We start from the raw sequence: 17,329 nt of genomic DNA, 5'->3' as shown, positions 1-17,329 counted from the left end.
CGGGCTATGGCCGAGACGCTCAGGCCTTGCCGGGCGAGGTCCAGGATCATGACGAGCTCCCCAAGGGTGACCACCGGGCTGCTCCCATGATGCCGGTCGGCATCCTGGGGCATGGCCGGCGCCACCCGTGCCCGGGGCTCGCCCCGGGCACGGGCAGTCGCGCTGAACTGGGGAATTTTCAGCCAGCACTTCCGGGGAGAATTCACTCAGCCGCTACAGTCGGTGTCCGGTATGCCCGACAGGAAGGCGGCGAGCGGCGCGGCCACCTCGCTCGGCGGAGCGGCCTCCGCAAGGGGAGCGCGGCCGGGCAGGACTGGGTCGGGCCCGCGACGGCGCCTGGCCTCGGTGCAGCGCCGGACCACCTCGTCCCGCACGGCCCGCATCACGGCAGCCTCTGTCCCGGGAGAGGACTGGGGGCCGGGACCCTGGTGCAGCAACTGCTCGAAGGCGGCGTCCATGAGGGCCCCCATGTGTCGGGCGGGGACGCGGCCCTCGACGTCCAGGGAGAGGTCGATGCAGCGCCCACGGCCTGCCCCCGGCAGGCGCCTTCGCCAGTACCACAAATTGCCCCGGCGCCGGATATGGGCGTGGTGCCTCATCGGATCCCCAGTCAGGACCGCTTGGCTGGGGGCACCGTGGTGTGACAGCTTTGTGTGACACCCATGTGCGACACCCGGCCATTTGGCCCGGTTGGCGCCGAGAGTGCTGGATGTCCGAGGCTATGCTGTTGATCTGCCAGACCCTGGGGAAGGGTTGGCTGGGGAACCTGGATTCGAACCAAGACTGCCCGAGTCAGAGTCGGGAGTTCTACCGTTAAACTATTCCCCAACGGCAGGCGTGGCGGCGATATAGCCGCCTCCCCGGAGGGCCGCAACCCGCCACATGAAGGTTTTTGTGGAATAAGGACTTGCTCCACCCCATCTGCGGGCGGATCATCGTTGTTCGAATGCCATGCAGACCCGGAACGCCTCCCAGCCGCCGGGTGGCAGGCGGGGGGAGGCTCCCCCGGCGCCGCCCAGCTCCCTCCCTGCAGGGCCCTCCACCGGGGCTCCGCTGTTTGCCGCGCTGGATCTCGGTACCAACAATTGCCGGCTGCTGGTGGCCAGCCCCTCCGGGCCGTCGGGGTTCCGAGTGCTGGACAGCTTCAGCCGCATCATCCGCCTCGGCGAAGGGCTGAGCTCCACCGGCGCCCTCTCTGACGCGGCAATGGACCGGGCAGAGGCTGCGCTGGAAGCATGCGGCCAGAAGCTGGCCCGTCGTCCCGTGCAGGCTGTCCATGCCGTTGCCACTGAGGCCTGCCGCCGCGCGACCAACGGCCGCCGCTTCATCCAACGAGCGGAGAAGGCGTTGGGAGCCCCGATCCGCGTCATCCCCGCGCGGGAGGAGGCGGAACTGGCCATGGAATCCTGCGCCCCGCTCCTGCGGCCGCAGGACCGGCGGGCCCTGCTGTTCGACATCGGCGGTGGCTCGACCGAAATCGCCTGGATCCGCACCGATGACGCTGAGCGCCCCCGTCTCATCGGCACGATCTCGGTCCCGCTGGGCGTGGTCACCCTGGTGGAGCGGGATGGCGCCGCCTGTTTCGGCGGGGAAGGCTTCGACCGCGTTGTCGAGGAAGTGGCCGAGAAGCTCGAGGCCTTCGACGCCGTGCATTGCATCCGCCAGGAGATGCGGGCCGGCGGGGTGCGCCTGATGGGCACCTCTGGCACTGTCACCACCCTGGCCGGCATCGCGCTCGACCTGCCGCGATACAACCGTGCCGTCGTCGACGGGCATGACCTCGAAATGTCCTGCGCCGACCGCGCCCTGGCAGTGCTCCGCTGCATGGGCCGGGAGGGGCTGGCAGCGCATCCCTGCATCGGCCCGGACAGGGTTGATTTCGTCCTCCCGGGATGCGCCATCTACGCCGCCATCCGTGAGGTCTGGCCCGCTGCCGGCATCACCGTCTGCGACCGCGGGCTGCGCGAGGGGCTGCTCCTCCGCGCGATGCGGGAGCGCCGCCGCGCCCGCCGCGGCAACTGAAGCCTTTAGGACCGATTCCGTGACCGAATCCCGTAAGACGGGTCAGCGCAACCTCTCCACCAGGCTGCGCACCGCCAAGGGCCGCAGCACCGCCAGCCAGAAATGGCTGGAGCGGCAGCTGAACGACCCCTATGTCCAGGCCGCCCGGGCGCAGGGACTGCGCTCCCGCGCCGCCTTCAAGATCATCGAGCTGGATGAGCGCTTCAAGCTCTTCCGCCCCAACCAGCGCATCGTGGACCTCGGCGCAGCCCCGGGCGGCTGGACCCAGGTGGCGGTGAAGCGCACGGGGGAGAAGGGCAAGGTCGTGGCCCTGGACATCCTCCCGATGGACCTGATCCCCGGCGCCATCGTGCTGCAGGGCGACTTCAACGAGGAATCGGCGGAGCAGGCCGTGCTTGAGGCACTGGACGGCCCGGCCGACCTCGTCATCTCGGATATCGCGCCCAACACCACGGGGCACAACGCCACGGACCACCTTCGGATTCTTGCCCTGGTGGAACTGGCCGCAGATTTCGCGCGGAAGGTGCTCTCCCCAGGCGGAGCCTTCGTGGCCAAGGTTTTCCAGGGCGGCACGGAGCGTGAGCTGCTGGCCGGGCTGAAGCGGGACTACGCCTCGGTTCGGCACGCCAAGCCGCCGGCCAGCCGCAAGGACAGCGCGGAGATGTATGTGGTCGCCCAGGGCTTCCGGGGCGGGCAGAAGGATGAGCAGCCGGGCTGACCCAAGCCGAGGGCGGGGATCAGCGTCTCGCCATCGTCATGGGCGCGGCCTTGCGGCCAGGGGTGCAACAAGCGTAGGAGGGATCGCCAAGGCAGCGCCGCCCCGTTCCGAGAGGCCCCCGCCAATGGCACCCGACACCACCCCGCCTCGCTTCCTCGCCCGTTTCGAGGAAGCCTTCGCGTTCGACGACGTTCTGCTCGTCCCGGCCTTCTCGAAGGTCCTGCCCGGCCAGACGGATACACGCACCCGCATCACCCGTGAGATCGGGCTGAACATCCCCCTCGTCGCGGCCGCGATGGACACCGTGACCGAGGGACCGATGGCGATCGCCATGGCCCAGGCCGGCGGCATCGGCGTGATCCATAAGAACCTCTCCATCGAAGACCAGGCCGCCCAGGTGCGCCGGGTGAAGAAGTTCGAAAGCGGCATGGTGGTGAACCCCGTCACCATCCATCCGGACCAGACCCTGGCCGATGTGCGCGCCCTGCAGGAGCACCACCGGATCAGCGGCATCCCCGTGGTGGAACCGGAGACCGGGCGCCTTGTCGGCATCGTCACCTCCCGCGACGTCCGCTTCGCCAGCGACCCGGGCCAGCGCGTCTACGAGCTGATGACCCGCGAGAACCTGGTCACCGTGCCGGCCGATGTCACGCCGGACCGGGCCCGCGCCCTGCTGCACAAGCACCGCATCGAGAAGCTGCTCGTCACCGATGAGAAGGGCCGCTGCGTCGGCCTGATCACGGTAAAGGACATGGACAAGGCCCAGGCCAATCCGAACGCGGTGAAGGATTCAATGGGCCGCCTCCGCGTGGCCGCCGCCACCGGCACCGGCGAGGATGGGCGCCTTCGGGCCGAGGCGCTGGTGGCCGCCGATGTGGACATCATCGTGGTGGACACGGCCCATGGCCATTCGGCTGGCGTGCTGAAGTCGGTGGAGCTGATCAAGCGCCTCTCCAACTCCGTGCAGATCATCGCCGGCAATGTCGCGACGCCAGAGGCCGTGGAGGCGCTGATCCAGGCAGGGGCAGATGCGGTGAAGATCGGCATCGGCCCGGGCTCGATCTGCACGACCCGCATCGTGGCGGGCGTCGGCGTGCCCCAGCTCACCGCGGTGATGGAATGCGCCGCCGCCGCGCGGGAGCACGACGTACCCGCCATCGCCGATGGCGGCATCCGCACCTCCGGCGACATCGCGAAGGCCGTCGCGGCCGGGGCGGACTGCGTGATGATGGGCAGCCTTTTCGCGGGCACGGACGAGGCGCCGGGCGAGGTGTTCCTCTACCAGGGCCGCTCCTACAAGTCCTATCGCGGCATGGGCAGCCTGGGCGCCATGGCCCGGGGCTCGGCCGACCGCTATTTCCAGTCCGAGGTCCAGGACCAGCTCAAGCTGGTGCCGGAGGGCATCGAAGGCCGCATCGGCTACAAGGGGCCGGTGGGCAATGTCATCCACCAGCTCGTCGGCGGGCTGAAATCCGCCATGGGCTACACCGGCAACGGCACCATCGCCGAGATGCAGAGCAATTGCCGCTTCCGCCGCATCACCGGCGCCGGCCTGCGGGAGAGCCATGTCCACGACGTGGCCATCACCCGCGAGGCGCCGAACTACCGGCAGGAAGGGTAGGGCACTCCGGGCCGGGAAACCGGCCCGGCCTGGGCCAAGGGGCGGGGGCTGCCTAGCGCAGCACCCACCCGTCCCGGCGCATGCAATCCTCCACAAAAGCCTCGCGCACCGGCTCGTTCTGGTCGCGGGTGCTGTAGCTCGGGCCGCGGTAATAGCCCTGCGTCTCGCGGCAGCGGCGGTTCGGGCCCTCGCCTCGGCACTCGCGCGATCCCGGAACCCAGCCGCCGCGGTCCGTCATCACCGTGATGTTCTCGGGCCGTGCCATGTTGAAGGCGGCCGCCTCGCAGCGGGCGAGGGTTGCGTCGCGCATCTGCGGGGTGGCGCCGGGCTTCTCCCACTGCGCGCAACCCGCCATGGCGAAGGCGATCAGCGGCAAGAGCATGGCAGGGCGCATCGGCAGCTTTCTTTCCTGGCGTTCCCAACGAATGCCTCCAGCGTAACAGATTCGGTCCCCGGCGGGGATGGGACCCGCGCGGAATGGGTGCTTGCGGCAAGGCCTCCATCCGCCGATGTAGCGCCCATGCCCAATCCATCCCTGTCCGGCGCGCCGCTGGCGCCTCGCGCCCCGATGCCCGGAAGCATGCCATGACCCCGCTCGCCCGCCTTGCTGCTGCCGTCTCCCTGCTGGCGGAGCTGGAAGCCGCGCCCCGCCGCCCCGCCGACGCCGTCGCGAACGACTTCTTCCGCGCCCGCCGCTACATCGGCGGCGGGGACCGCCGTGCCATTGCGGAGCGCGCCTGGGCCGTGGTGCGGGAGCGCCTGCGCCTCGACTGGCATCTGGCCCGCGCCGGGGCGGCGCCCACCGCGCGGCTTCTCATCGCCGCCCATATGCTGCTGGCGGAGGGCGGGCGGCTTGCCGGGCTCGATGCGGCCTTCACCGGAGAGGGCTATGCGGAGCCCCGTCTTTCCCCGGATGAGCGGCGCGTCCTGGCGCGGTTGGAAGGACAGCCGCTCGTCCATCCGGACATGGATGAAGCCACCCGGCTGAACCTGCCGGGCTGGGTGATGGAGGATCTTCGCAACCGCTTTGGCGGGAGCCTTCCCGAGGCGGCGGCCGCGATGGAGACGAGCGCCCCGCTGGATCTCCGCGTGAACCTCCTGCGCAGCACCCGGGAGGAGGCGGCGCGGGCACTCGCGGCGGAGGGCATCCCGACCGAGCCGACGCCCTATTCCCCCTGGGGCCTTCGCGTGGCCGATCGGCGCCCGATCCTCAACACCCGCGCCTTCGAGGAGGGCTGGGTGGAGATCCAGGACGAGGGCAGCCAGCTGATCGCAGCTCTGGCGGATGCCCGGCCGGGCATGAAGGTGGCGGATTACTGCGCAGGCGCCGCGGGCAAGACCCTGGCCATGGCCGCGACCATGCGCAATCGCGGCCGGATCGCCGCGCTGGACGTTTCCGCTCCCCGGCTCACCGGCGCAGCCAAGCGCCTGCGCCGGGCCGGGGTGGACAACGCCGAGACGCATCTGCTGGAGGCGGGCGACCGCTGGGTGAAACGCCGCGCCGCCCAGTTCGACCGCGTGCTGGTGGATGCGCCCTGCACCGGCACGGGCACCTGGCGCCGCAACCCCGATGCACGGCTGCGCACCACCCCTGAAGATTACAGCGAACTCATCACGAAACAGCGCGCCATCCTGGATCGGGCATCCACCCTGGTGCGTCCCGGCGGAAAGCTGATCTACGCTACCTGCTCGGTGCTACCCGGTGAGGATGAAGAGCAGGTGCGCGAATTCCTCGACACGCATGCCGATTTTGAAACCGTGCCTCTCGCCGAGGCCTGGGCCGAAGCCGGCATGAAAGGCCCGGCACCGGGTGAGGGGGCGCATATGGCGCTGGCCCCGCACAGCCATGGCACGGACGGCTTCTTCGCCGCCGTGCTGCGACGCCGGTCCTGACCTCTCCGGGCCCGGGCGGCGCGGCGATGGTGCAGGTCCGCAGGGCCCGGCCGGAGGACGCGCCGCTCATCGGCGCCATTCACCGCATCGCCTGGCAGGATGCCTATCCCGGGGTCCTTCCCGATGCCTATCTCGCCTCGCTGAACGAGCGGCGCCTCGCAGCGGGCTATCTCCGCGCCATTTTGGCGCGGCGCGGGGGGGAAGCGGTCTTCGTCGCCGGCACGCCCGATGGCCGGATCATCGGCTTCGCCTCCGCCGCCCTGGCCCGGCGGGAGGGGATTGCGGCCGGCGAGATCGAGACGCTCTACCTTCTTCCGGACTGGCGCGACCAGGGCATCGGAAGGCGCCTGATGCGCGCCTCTGCGGCCCATCTGGCCGCGATCGGCTGCGGCTCCGCCATGCTCTGGGTTCTCTCGGCCAATGGCGCCGGGTGGTTCTACCGTCGCCTGGGCGGCCGCCCGGTGGGGCGGGAGATGATCTGCGTCGGCGGGCACCAGGTGGAACAGACGGCGGTTCTCTGGGATCCCATCACCCTGTTGCTGGACGCCACCGCGGCAACGCGGGAGGGGGATGCGCTCGGAGAGGGTTGAAGCGCGCCGCATTCTGTGGTGATGGCCGCCATGGCCGACACGACTCCTCCCCCCTCCGAAACCCTCCAGAGCAGCGAGCGACACCAGCGCCTGCTCATTCTCGATTTCGGAAGCCAGGTCACGCAGCTAATCGCGCGCCGGCTGCGGGAAGAGGGGGTCTATTGCGAGATCTGGCCTTTCACCGCCGATGAGGACCGGATCCGGGCCTTTGATCCCATGGGCATCATCCTCTCCGGCGGCCCGGCGAGCGTGACCGAGGGCACCAGCCCCCGCGCCCCTCAGGCGGTGTTCGAGATGGGTCTGCCTATCCTGGGCATCTGCTATGGTGAGCAGACCATGTGCGCCCAACTCGGCGGCCAGGTCGAGGCCGGCGAGCACCGCGAATTCGGCCGCGCCCACGTGCAGGTGCAGGAGGATTGCGACCTGTTCCACGGCGTGTGGGAAAAGGGCGCGCGCGAGCAGGTCTGGATGAGCCATGGCGACCGCGTCACCGCCATTCCCCCCGGCTTCCGCGTCGTCGCCACCTCGGAAGGGGCGCCTTTCGCCGCCATCGCCGATGACAAGCGGCACTTCTACGGCGTGCAGTTCCATCCGGAGGTGGTGCACACGCCGCATGGCCATGCCCTGCTGAAGAACTTCGTCCGCCGCATCTGCGGCGCCAAGGGCGACTGGAGCATGGGCGCCTTCCGGCAGGAGGAAATCGCCCGCATCCGCGCCAAGGTCGGTTCGGGCAAGGTGGTCTGCGGCCTCTCCGGCGGCGTTGATTCCTCCGTGGCCGCCGTGCTGCTGCATGAGGCGATCGGCGACCAGCTCACCTGCATTTTCGTCGATCACGGGCTGCTGCGGGGCGGCGAGGCGGAGCAGGTCGTCTCCACCTTCCGTGACCGCTTCAACATCAAGCTCATCCACCGGGACGCGAGCGATCTTTTCCTCGGCGCCCTGGCGGGGGTCACCGATCCGGAGCTGAAGCGAAAGACCATCGGCCGCCTCTTCGTCGAGGTGTTCGAGGAGGAGCAGGCGAAGCTCGGCGGCGCCGATTTCCTCGCCCAGGGCACGCTCTATCCAGATGTGATCGAGAGCGTCTCCGCCACGGGCGGCCCCTCCGTCACGATCAAGTCCCACCACAATGTCGGTGGCCTGCCCGAGCATATGCGGATGCAGCTCGTCGAACCGCTGCGGGAGCTGTTCAAGGACGAGGTCCGCGCCCTCGGCCGTGAGCTGGGCGTTCCGGAGAACATCGTGGGCCGCCATCCCTTCCCGGGTCCGGGCCTTGCCATCCGCATCCCTGGCGAGGTGACGCGCGAAAAGGTGGCCATCCTGCAGAAGGCGGACGCGATCTTCCTGGAAGAGATCCGCAACTCCGGCCTCTACGACGCGATCTGGCAGGCCTTCGTCGTGCTGCTGCCCGTCCGCACCGTGGGGGTGATGGGCGATGGCCGCACCTATGACCAGGCCTGCGCTCTGCGCGCGGTGACGAGCACGGACGGGATGACCGCCGATGTATATCCCTTCGACATCGCCTTCCTCTCCCGCGTGTCCAACCGGATCGTCAACGAGGTGCGCGGCATCAACCGCGTCACCTATGACGTGACGAGCAAGCCGCCCGGAACGATCGAGTGGGAGTGAGGGCTTAGCCCTAGCGCAGGGCGTTCATCGCCGCCCTGAGGCTGTCGGGCTCCAGCCCCGGCAGCCCCGTTTCGATCCCGGCCTCGATCGCCGCATGGACCTCCTGCCAGATGGGCAGGGCCGAGAGAAGCACCGCATGGCCCCTCTCGGTCAGGCGTAGCAGCCGGCCGCGCCGGTCCTGCGGGTCTGTTTCAATGGTCACGAGGCCGTCGCGTTCCAGCGGCTTCAGCGCGGCGGTCAGCGTCGTCCGATCCATCGCGAGAAGGGCCGCCACCGGTGCCGGCTTCGCCGGCTCCGGCCGGTTAAGCGCCATCAGAAGCGAGAACTGGCCATTGCTGAGGCCACAGGGACGCAGCGCATCGTCGAAGCGGCGGGCGAGGGCGCGCGCCGCTCGCTGCGCATGCAGGCAGAGACAGGTGTCACGGACCTTTAACGTGGCTTCATATGGAACGCGGTTTGACATGGCCCAGATATGTTGATACCAACATAAAAGTCAAGGAGCGCGGCACTACCGCTCCCGGGGGAGAGGGAGAGTCCGGATGGGTTATGTCGATGGCTTCGTGGTGGCCGTGCCCGCCGCGAACAGGGAAGCCTATCGGAGGCACGCAGCGGAGGCCGCGCCGCTCTTCATGGAGTTCGGCGCCACCCGCCTGGTCGAGTGCTGGGGCGACGAGGTGCCCGAGGGCAAGCTCACCGATTTCCGCCGCGCCGTGGATGCGAAGGCAGACGAGGTCGTCGTCTTCAGCTGGATCGAATACCCGTCCAAGGCGGCGCGGGACGCGGCGAACCATAAGATGATGAACGACCCGCGCATGAAGGCCATGGCCGGCGAGATGCCCTTCGATGGGCGCCGCATGATCTTCGGCGGCTTCGCGCCGATCCTCGATGTCTGAGGCCGCGAAGATGGGCAACGCGCATGGCGAGTTCATCTGGTACGAGCTGGTGACCAGCGAGACCGGCGCCGCTTCCGCCTTCTATGGCAACGTGCTCGGCTGGGCGGTGAGGGATGGCGGGGCCGTTCCGGGCTACAGCATCTTCGCGACCGCTGACGCCGAGGTCGCCGGCCTCATGTCCATACCGCCCGATGCCGCGGCCGCCGGCATGCCGCCGCAATGGCTCGGCTACATCGCCGCGGAGGATGTGGACGCGACCGCGGCCGAGGTGTTGCGCGCGGGCGGGGGCCAGCATGTGCCGCCGACCGACATACCGGGCATCGGCCGCTTCGCCCTTCTCACCGATCTGCAGGGAGTGTCCTTCTATGTGATGCGCGGCGCGGAGGAGGGCGAGAGCACCGCCTTCGCCCCCATGCGGCCGGGCCATTGCAGCTGGAACGAGCTTTCCACCACCGACCAAGTCGCCGCGCTCGACTTCTACCAGGCACGCTTCGGCTGGGAAAAAGGCGATGCCATGCCGATGGGCGAGCAGGGCGAATACCGCTTCATCAATCATCGCGGGGTCGTGCTCGGCGCCATGATGACCCGCCCGCCCTCCGGCCCGCGGTCGCGGTGGACCTTCTATTTCGCCGTGGAGGATATCGACACCGCCACGGAACGGACCCGGGCGGGCGGCGGAACCGTCCATTACGGGCCTGCCGAGGTGCCGGGCGGCGCCTTCATCATCGTCGCCAGCGATCCACAGGGCGCAGCCTTCGGACTGGTCGGGCCACGAAAGGCCTGACCGGCAAGGGCAGGGGAACACCTACCCCCTGGGAAGCGGGCCCGGGAGAGGCCAGGATACGGCCCCGCCCGCCCTCTTCCGGCCGGCGACTCCCTGGGGGAAACGATCATGATCAGGACAATCCTGGCCGCCGGGGTGGCGGCGCTCCTCGCTCTGCCGGCGCTGGCCCAGCCAGCGAACGACACGGTCGCCGCCATCCGCGCCCGCGGGCAGCTCATCTGCGGCGTCACGCCGAACTCAGCCGGCTTCGGCACCCCGGACAGCCGCGGCGAATGGCGGGGCATCGATGTGGATGCCTGCCGCGCCATCGCGGTCGCCGTGCTGGGCGATGCGAAGAAGGTGCGCTTCGTACCGGCCAGCACCGCGCAGCGCTTCACCATGCTCCAGTCGGGCGAGATCGACGCCCTGGCCCGTGTGACAACCTGGAGCATGTCCCGCGAAGGGGCGCTCGGCCTCGCCTTCGCCAGCATCAATGTCTATGACGGCCAGGGATTCCTGGTGAAGGCGGATTCCGGCATCACCTCCGCCCGGCAGATGGACGGGGCGACGATCTGCCTCCTGCCCGGCACCACCAACGAGCTGAACGTCGCGGACTACTTCCGCACGCACAACATGCGTTTCACCCCGGTGGTGATGGACAATATCGAGGAGCTGCGGGCCGCCTTCCTGTCCGGCCGCTGCGACAGCTACTCCACGGACGCATCGGCCCTCGCGGCCTACCGCGCCAGCCATGGCGAGAACGCGAACCGCTTCGTGGTGCTGCCTGAGATCATCTCCAAGGAGCCGCTGGGCGTCGCCGTACGGAAGGGCGACTGGCGCTTCTTCGACATGGCGCGCTGGGCGCATTTCGCCATGGTCACAGCCGAGGAGCTGGGTATCACCAGCCAGAACATCGACAGCTTCACCAATAATCCTAACCCGGATGTGCAGAGATTCCTGGGTCGCGTTGGCGACATTGGGCAGGGAATGGGCATGAGCAATGACTGGGCGGCCCAGATCGTGCGCCAGGTCGGCAATTTCGGGGAGGTCTGGGACCGCAACCTCGCCCCCCTCGGCATCCAGCGCGGCATCAATGCGCTCTGGACCAAGGGCGGGCTGCAATACGCGCCGCCGCTGCGCTGACGGGGGTGCTGCAGGCCCGCCCCGGGCGGGCGGCACCACTCCCCGGACCGTGTGGATAGCGGCGTTTCCGGGGAGGCTTCAGCCTCACAAAATTGTTCCCGTTTTGTGAAGGGCTGAAGGACGAGGGACGACTCGCTGAAATGTCGCGAGTCGTCCGCCCACTGGCCCGGGCGTGACGAAAACGCCACGGCAACTCGCTACATATAGCGCCCGTTCAGTCGGCGCCGCGCGATATCTTGTGCGGATCACCCTAGTCGAGGCATCCTCCGCGCCGGGGGAATTCAGGGGTTTCTGTACGATGTTCGACGCCATCCAGCTTGAAGGGCATGGCCAGGTTAAGGTTGATCGCTCGCGCGATTCCCTCCTGACCGCGTTCGGCAAGGACACGCTGAGCGACCGCTATCTGCTCCCGGGCGAGTCCTACCAGGACCTCTTCGCCCGGGTCGCTAGCGCCTATGGCGATGATGCCGCGCATGCCCAGCGCATCTACGACTACATCTCGAAGCTCTGGTTCATGCCGGCCACCCCGGTGCTGTCGAATGGCGGCACGAAGCGCGGCCTGCCGATCTCCTGCTTCCTGAACGAGGCGGATGACAGCCTCGACGCCATCGTCGGGCTCTGGAACGAGAATGTCGCCCTCGCCTCCAAGGGCGGCGGCATCGGTTCCTATTGGGGCAACCTCCGCTCCATCGGCGAGAAGGTCGGGATGAACGGCAAGACCTCCGGGGTCGTGCCCTTCATCCGCGTCATGGACAGCCTCACCCTCGCCATCTCCCAGGGCTCGCTGCGGCGCGGCTCGGCCGCCGTCTATCTCCCGATCTCCCACCCCGAGGTGGAGGAGTTCATCGAGATCCGCCGCCCGACCGGCGGCGACCCGAACCGCAAGGCGCTGAACCTGCACCACGGCATACTGATCTCGGATGCCTTCATGCGCGCGGTCGAGGCCGATGAGGAATGGGCCTTCACCAGCCCCAAGGACGGGGCGCTGATCCGCAAGGTTTCGGCCCGCCATCTCTGGATCCGCATCCTCACCGCGCGGATCGAGACGGGCGAGCCCTACATCATCTATTCGGACCATGTGAACCGGCAGCTTCCGGAGCACCACAAGCTGGCCGGGCTGGAGGTGAAGACCTCCAATCTCTGCTCCGAGATCACGCTGCCCACCGGGCGCGACCACCACGGCCGCGACCGCACGGCGGTGTGCTGCCTCTCCTCCCTCAACCTTGAGACCTGGTTCGAGTGGAAGGACGAGCCGCGCTTCATCCCGGATGTTATGCGCTTCCTGGACAATGTGCTGCAGTCCTTCATCGACACCGCGCCGGACACCATGGCGAAGGCGAAGTACAGCGCGATGCGCGAGCGCTCCGTCGGCCTCGGCGTGATGGGCTTCCACTCCTTCCTGCAGGCGCAGAACGTCCCGTTCGAGAGCGTGATCGCGAAGGTCTGGAACATGAAGATGTTCCGCCACATCCGCGCCCAGGCCGATACCGCGAGCCGGGAACTGGCCGCTGAGCGTGGGCCCTGCCCGGATGCCGCCGAATACGGCATCATGGAGCGCTTCTCGAACAAGATGGCCATCGCGCCTACGGCCAGCATCAGCATCATCTGCGGCGGGGCGTCCCCCGGCATCGAGCCCATCGCGGCCAATGTCTACAACCACAAGACGCTGTCCGGCTCCTACATCGTCCGCAACCCGTATCTGCAGAAGGTCCTGGCCAGTCACGGTCGCGACGATGACGAGACCTGGACCTCGATCACCGTCACCAAGGGCTCGGTGCAGCACCTGGATTTCCTGACCCAGCAGGAAAAGGACGTGTTCAAGACCGCCTTTGAGCTGGACCAGCGCTGGGTGATCGAGCACGCGGCCGACCGCACGCCCTATATCTGCCAGAGCCAGTCTCTGAACGTCTTCCTGCCCGCCAATATCCACAAGCGGGACCTCCACCAGATCCACTTCCAGGCCTGGAAGAAGGGCGTGAAGTCGCTCTACTACTGCCGCAGCCTGTCCATCCAGCGCGCGGACACGATCAGCGAGAAGGTCGCCGCCCAGCCCAAGCTCGGACTGGCCGCGAATGCCGTCGTCGCGCCGCTGCCGCTGGTCGCCGCCGCTCCGGCCGAGAGCACCAACTACGAGGAATGCCTCGCCTGCCAGTGACGTAACCTGACGTGATTCGACCGCCGGAGCCGGCGGTCGCTATCTCGTCCAGAACCGGCGGGGTGCGCTGCCCGCCGGTGACGCTGCACCCTTGTCTCAAGCCCAGCAGGAAAGTCGCCATGCCCGACGGCGCCGTATCCCCCGACGAACTGCCCGTGCAGTTCGACCTCCTGACCTCCAACCCGGTCTACAAGCCCTTCCGCTATCCCTGGGCCTATGACGCCTGGCTGACCCAGCAGCGCCTGCACTGGCTGCCGGAAGAAGTCCCGATGGCCGATGACGTGAAGGACTGGCAGAAGAACCTCACGCCGGGCGAGAAGAACCTGCTGACGCAGATCTTCCGCTTCTTCACCCAGGCGGATGTCGAGGTGAACAACTGCTACATGAAGCACTATTCCCAGGTGTTCAAGCCGACGGAAGTGCTCATGATGCTGTCGGCCTTCTCCAACATCGAGACGATTCATATCGCGGCCTACAGCCATCTGCTCGATACGATTGGCATGCCGGAACTCGAGTACTCGGCCTTCCTCAAATACAAGGAGATGAAGGACAAGTACGACTACATGCAGAACTTCTCGGTCGAAAGTAAGACCGAGATCGCGAAGACCCTCGCCGCCTTCGGTGCCTTCACCGAGGGGCTGCAGCTCTTCGCCTCCTTCGCCATCCTCATGAACTTCCCGCGGCACAACAAGATGAAGGGGATGGGCCAGATCGTCTCCTGGTCGGTCCGCGACGAGACGCTGCACTGCCTCTCCGTCATCCGCCTCTTCCGCACCTTCGTGCAGGAGAACCCGGAGATCTGGACCGAGGAACTGCGCCGCGACCTCTACCTGATCTGCGCCACCATCGTGGACCATGAGGACGCCTTCATCGACCTCGCCTTCAGCATGGGCGGCGTCGAGGGCCTCGATGCGGAGCAGACGAAGCAGTATATCCGCTTCATCGCTGACAGGCGCCTGCAGCAGCTCGGTCTCGAACCGCTCTACCACATCGAGAAGAACCCGCTTCCCTGGCTGGACGAGATGCTCAACGCCGTCGAGCACACCAATTTCTTCGAGAACCGGGCGACGGAGTATTCCCGTGCCTCGACCGAAGGGACCTGGGAAGAGGCCTTCGCGGACCACGCCTTTAACGGCTCTCCCCAGCCACAGGGCGAGATCCTCCTGGGCGAGGCGCCGCGCCACTGAAATGGCAGGGGGCGGCTGCCTGCCAGCCGCCCCTTCCTACCAGCACTGCTCTTCCAACCTGTTGCCTTGGGGTAACATTAACTGCGTCTAAGCTGCAACGCTGCCGCATTGGATGGGGGGTGAAGTAGGTCAGCCCCGTTCACGATAACAATTTCGCTCGCTATGGTGACCGCCTGTTCCCTCTCGGAGGGAGTCGCTGCCTGCAAGGGCGCCGATCTGATCGGGTTGGGAGGTTGCAAGCTGCATGGCTGCGGATGAGCCAGAGGGGACAAAGCAGGCCGGGCGTCCTCCCGCCGCGCCGAGGCACACCCGCCGGCTGACGGACAAGATCCTGATCGCCTTCCATCATGCCTGCGACCAAGGCGACTACGAGGTGGCGGAGGAGATGCTCCGCATCCTCGAGATGATGATCACGCGGCGCGTCACCTCCCCCGATACGAACCGCCGCAAGAACATGGAAAGCCTGGTCGCCGCCCATGAGCGGCTCTGGCTTCTCCGCCATCCGGATAAGGAAGCCTGAGGACCGATAAGGCTCCGGTGGGTGCACCGGACCGCCCGGGTAGGACCGAACCGCCGCGGGCCGGGGAAGTCGATGCCAGCATCGGCAAGGGACACCGTCCTACGGTCCTTCGCCCCAATGTAGCCCGCCCCCTTTGAGAATCTTGTCGGCCTCCACGGTCCATCCGTCGGGGCCGTGCAGTGTCAGGCCGGGCAGCAAGGTCAGCGGCGCCCGCGGCGCATGCCGGGCCCGCAGCAGCACGCGCTTGGCCGGGCGCCCGGCACGCGGCCAGAACGGCATCACTTCGATCCCTCCCAGCCCGGCCTTCCGGAAGGCCAGCACGCCGTCATCGAGCCGCGCCGCCGGCAGGACAAGGCTGGCCCGGCCGGCCCTCCCCAGCACCGCGCCCAGCAGCCGCGCCCAGGGCACAAGCCCGGTCTCGCCGCCATGGGTCGCGCCGGCGCGGATCGGCTCGGGCGGAGCCGTGCCGCCCGGCCAGTAAGGCGGGTTGCTCACCGCGTGTTCGCAGCGGGGAAGGGCGGTGCGAAGGGCCGGGTCCGCCACATCGCCGGTCAGAACCTCCACCCGGTGCGCCCAGCCATTGAGGGCGGCATTCTCCCGTGCCAGTTCGGCCAGCGCCGGATCGCGCTCCACGGCCACCACGCGCGCCCCGGGGCATCGCGCGAGGACGCAAAGGAACACACCGCCCGGACCGCAACCGGCGTCCAGCACGGTGTCGCCGGGGCGGGCCGCGACGGAAGCGGCCAGCATCACCGCATCAAGCCCTGCCCGAAGCCCCTTTGCCGGCTGCCTCAGCCGCACCTGCCCATCCAGCAGGGTGTGGACGGGACCGGTCAGCGCTCCGTCCATTCGCCCGCCTCGCGGAGGATGCGGATTGCGGCGAGTTCCTCCTCCTCCGGCACAGCCAGGCGCTGCGGAAAGGCTCCGATCCGGCCTTCGACGGCGCTGATATGCGCATCCAGCAGGAGCGGCCGCAGCCCCCCATCGCGCAGCAGCGCCTGAAGGAAGCCCAGGCGAATCGGATCGCCCTCGGAGAGCAGGACGCGGATCATGGCACTCCGTCATGAGGCAGATGGGTGGGGGCCGTTGCTGCCCGGGCACCCCCCCGTTATGGTGCCGCCCCCCATGGACAGGTCAATGCCCGCGTGAGCGCCACCACCGCGCCCGTCTCCGCCACGCCCACCAAGGTGGCGTCCGGCACCCGCGACCCCGAACAGGCGCTCGAAACCCTCACGGCGCTCGTCCGGGACGATCTCGAAGCCTGCAACCGCCTGATCGTGGAGCGGATGCAGAGCCCCGTGGCGCTGATCCCGCAGCTTGCCGCCCATCTCGTGGCGGCGGGCGGCAAGCGGATCCGCCCGCTCCTCACTCTCGCCGCCGCAAGGCTCTGTGGCCATCAGGGGCAGCGCCATGTCGCGCTCGCGGCCTGCGTGGAGTTCATCCACACGGCCACCCTGCTGCATGATGACGTGGTGGATGAAAGCGCCCTCCGCCGCGGCGCCCCGAGCGCCAATGCGGTGTTCGGCAACAAGCCGAGCGTGCTGGTGGGCGACTTCCTGTTCGCACGTGCCTTCCAGATCATGGTGGCGGACGGCTCGCTGCGGGTGCTGGACATCCTGGCCACCGCCTCGGCCACCATCGCGGAGGGCGAGGTGCTGCAGCTCGTCACGCAGAACGACACCGCCACCACCGAAGAGCAGTACCTGCAGGTGATCGAGGGCAAGACCGCCGCCCTCTTCGCCGCCGCCACGGAGGTCGGTGCCGTTGTGGCGGAGCGCCCGCAGGCCGAAGCCGAGGCGCTGCGCGAGTATGGCCGCACCCTCGGCGTGGCCTTCCAGCTGGTGGATGATGCCCTGGACTACTCGGCCAGTCAGGCAGCCCTGGGCAAGACGGTGGGCGACGACTTCCGGGAGGGAAAGATCACCCTGCCCGTGCTCCTCGCCTTCAACTCCGCCGCGGAGGAGGAGCAGGTCTTCTGGCGGCGCGTGCTGGAGGAGCGGGACCAGGCCGACGGAGACCTGGAAAAGGCCATCGCCCTCATGCAGTCCCGCGGCACGCTCCAGGCGACCATCGAGCGGGCCCGCGAATATGGCGCCAGGGCGCTGGACGCGCTGTCCATCTTCCCCGATGGCGAGGAGCGCCGTGCGCTGGCCGGGATCGTGGAGTTCTGCATCGCCCGGGCGCGGTAGCACCGGGGG

At 68.3% G+C, this 17,329-nt stretch carries 18 protein-coding genes and 1 tRNA gene; 13 read left to right on the top strand and 6 right to left on the bottom strand.

From position 1 onward, the window contains the following. Window positions 1-206: 206 nt before the first annotated feature. Window positions 207-599, bottom strand: coding sequence for a hypothetical protein (locus J8J14_RS14975; protein ID WP_209380335.1), 393 nt, complete (start codon window positions 597-599; stop codon window positions 207-209). Window positions 600-754: 155 nt separating this feature from the next. Beyond that, a tRNA-Gln gene (locus J8J14_RS14970) sits at window positions 755-828 on the bottom strand. A gap of 123 nt (window positions 829-951) precedes the next feature. Here J8J14_RS14970 and J8J14_RS14965 point away from each other — a divergent pair. The 3 genes from J8J14_RS14965 to guaB all read left to right on the top strand — a co-directional run bounded on the left by J8J14_RS14965 (window position 952) and on the right by guaB (window position 4,361). Continuing rightward, window positions 952-2,022 carry a Ppx/GppA phosphatase family protein gene (locus tag J8J14_RS14965; protein WP_209380334.1) on the top strand — a complete coding sequence of 357 codons (1,071 nt, stop codon included), beginning with the start codon at window positions 952-954 and terminating at the stop codon, window positions 2,020-2,022. Window positions 2,023-2,041: 19 nt separating this feature from the next. Beyond that, window positions 2,042-2,740 (top strand): RlmE family RNA methyltransferase, encoded by a 699-nt coding sequence (locus tag J8J14_RS14960; protein ID WP_209380333.1) that lies wholly within the window; start codon window positions 2,042-2,044, stop codon window positions 2,738-2,740. 124 nt (window positions 2,741-2,864) lie between these two features. Beyond that, a complete protein-coding gene (gene guaB, locus J8J14_RS14955; protein ID WP_209380332.1) occupies window positions 2,865-4,361 on the top strand; it encodes an IMP dehydrogenase in 1,497 nt (498 codons plus the stop codon). Window positions 4,362-4,413: 52 nt separating this feature from the next. Here guaB and J8J14_RS14950 read toward each other — a convergent pair whose 3' ends face one another. Continuing rightward, window positions 4,414-4,755, bottom strand: a complete 342-nt coding sequence (locus tag J8J14_RS14950) for a hypothetical protein (RefSeq protein WP_209380331.1) — start codon at window positions 4,753-4,755, stop codon at window positions 4,414-4,416. A 191-nt stretch (window positions 4,756-4,946) separates the two neighbouring features. On the opposite strand from J8J14_RS14950, the gene J8J14_RS14945 reads away from it, so the two are divergent. Genes J8J14_RS14945 through guaA form a run of 3 tightly spaced genes read left to right on the top strand, consistent with a single transcriptional unit; the run spans window position 4,947 to window position 8,470 of the window. After that, on the top strand, window positions 4,947-6,254 hold the full coding sequence (locus tag J8J14_RS14945) for an RsmB/NOP family class I SAM-dependent RNA methyltransferase (protein ID WP_209380330.1): 1,308 nt from the start codon (window positions 4,947-4,949) through the stop codon (window positions 6,252-6,254). 26 nt (window positions 6,255-6,280) lie between these two features. Beyond that, a complete protein-coding gene (locus J8J14_RS14940; RefSeq protein ID WP_209380329.1) occupies window positions 6,281-6,844 on the top strand; it encodes a GNAT family N-acetyltransferase in 564 nt (187 codons plus the stop codon). A gap of 30 nt (window positions 6,845-6,874) precedes the next feature. Then, complete coding sequence (gene guaA, locus J8J14_RS14935; RefSeq protein WP_209380328.1) at window positions 6,875-8,470, top strand: glutamine-hydrolyzing GMP synthase; 1,596 nt, start codon at window positions 6,875-6,877, stop codon at window positions 8,468-8,470. A gap of 10 nt (window positions 8,471-8,480) precedes the next feature. Here guaA and J8J14_RS14930 read toward each other — a convergent pair whose 3' ends face one another. Continuing rightward, a complete protein-coding gene (locus J8J14_RS14930) occupies window positions 8,481-8,933 on the bottom strand; it encodes a MarR family winged helix-turn-helix transcriptional regulator (protein WP_209380327.1) in 453 nt (150 codons plus the stop codon). 76 nt (window positions 8,934-9,009) lie between these two features. On the opposite strand from J8J14_RS14930, the gene J8J14_RS14925 reads away from it, so the two are divergent. The 6 genes from J8J14_RS14925 to J8J14_RS14900 all read left to right on the top strand — a co-directional run bounded on the left by J8J14_RS14925 (window position 9,010) and on the right by J8J14_RS14900 (window position 15,131). Then, on the top strand, window positions 9,010-9,363 hold the full coding sequence (locus tag J8J14_RS14925) for a DUF1428 domain-containing protein (protein ID WP_209380326.1): 354 nt from the start codon (window positions 9,010-9,012) through the stop codon (window positions 9,361-9,363). Next, window positions 9,356-10,147, top strand: coding sequence for a VOC family protein (locus J8J14_RS14920; protein WP_209380325.1), 792 nt, complete (start codon window positions 9,356-9,358; stop codon window positions 10,145-10,147). Before J8J14_RS14925 ends, J8J14_RS14920 begins: the two co-directional genes overlap by 8 nt. A 108-nt stretch (window positions 10,148-10,255) precedes the next feature. Further along, window positions 10,256-11,269: an amino acid ABC transporter substrate-binding protein gene (locus J8J14_RS14915; protein ID WP_209380324.1), complete on the top strand. Its 1,014-nt coding sequence runs from the start codon at window positions 10,256-10,258 to the stop codon at window positions 11,267-11,269. A 298-nt stretch (window positions 11,270-11,567) separates the two neighbouring features. Further along, a complete protein-coding gene (locus J8J14_RS14910; protein WP_209380323.1) occupies window positions 11,568-13,424 on the top strand; it encodes a ribonucleoside-diphosphate reductase subunit alpha in 1,857 nt (618 codons plus the stop codon). A gap of 119 nt (window positions 13,425-13,543) precedes the next feature. Beyond that, window positions 13,544-14,611 carry a ribonucleotide-diphosphate reductase subunit beta gene (locus J8J14_RS14905; protein WP_209380322.1) on the top strand — a complete coding sequence of 356 codons (1,068 nt, stop codon included), beginning with the start codon at window positions 13,544-13,546 and terminating at the stop codon, window positions 14,609-14,611. A 244-nt stretch (window positions 14,612-14,855) separates the two neighbouring features. Further along, window positions 14,856-15,131 carry a hypothetical protein gene (locus tag J8J14_RS14900; RefSeq protein WP_209380321.1) on the top strand — a complete coding sequence of 92 codons (276 nt, stop codon included), beginning with the start codon at window positions 14,856-14,858 and terminating at the stop codon, window positions 15,129-15,131. Between the two features lie 99 nt (window positions 15,132-15,230). Here the strand turns inward: J8J14_RS14900 and J8J14_RS14895 are convergent, their stop codons facing one another. Next, a complete protein-coding gene (locus J8J14_RS14895; protein WP_209380320.1) occupies window positions 15,231-15,980 on the bottom strand; it encodes a tRNA1(Val) (adenine(37)-N6)-methyltransferase in 750 nt (249 codons plus the stop codon). Beyond that, entirely contained in the window at window positions 15,965-16,183 is a 219-nt protein-coding gene (locus J8J14_RS14890; RefSeq protein WP_245215799.1) for a putative signal transducing protein, read from the bottom strand. Before J8J14_RS14890 ends, J8J14_RS14895 begins: the two co-directional genes overlap by 16 nt. Window positions 16,184-16,276: 93 nt before the next feature. Here J8J14_RS14890 and J8J14_RS14885 point away from each other — a divergent pair, with 93 nt between their 5' ends. After that, window positions 16,277-17,320, top strand: coding sequence for a polyprenyl synthetase family protein (locus tag J8J14_RS14885; RefSeq protein WP_456307522.1), 1,044 nt, complete (start codon window positions 16,277-16,279; stop codon window positions 17,318-17,320). Window positions 17,321-17,329: the final 9 nt, after the last annotated feature.

Origin of the sequence: Pararoseomonas baculiformis, from assembly GCF_017813395.1 — a bacterium.
Taxonomy (GTDB): Bacteria; Pseudomonadota; Alphaproteobacteria; order Acetobacterales; family Acetobacteraceae; genus Roseomonas; species Roseomonas baculiformis.
Note: the sequence above shows the minus strand (reverse complement) of the source record. Positions and strands in the feature narration are given on the sequence as shown.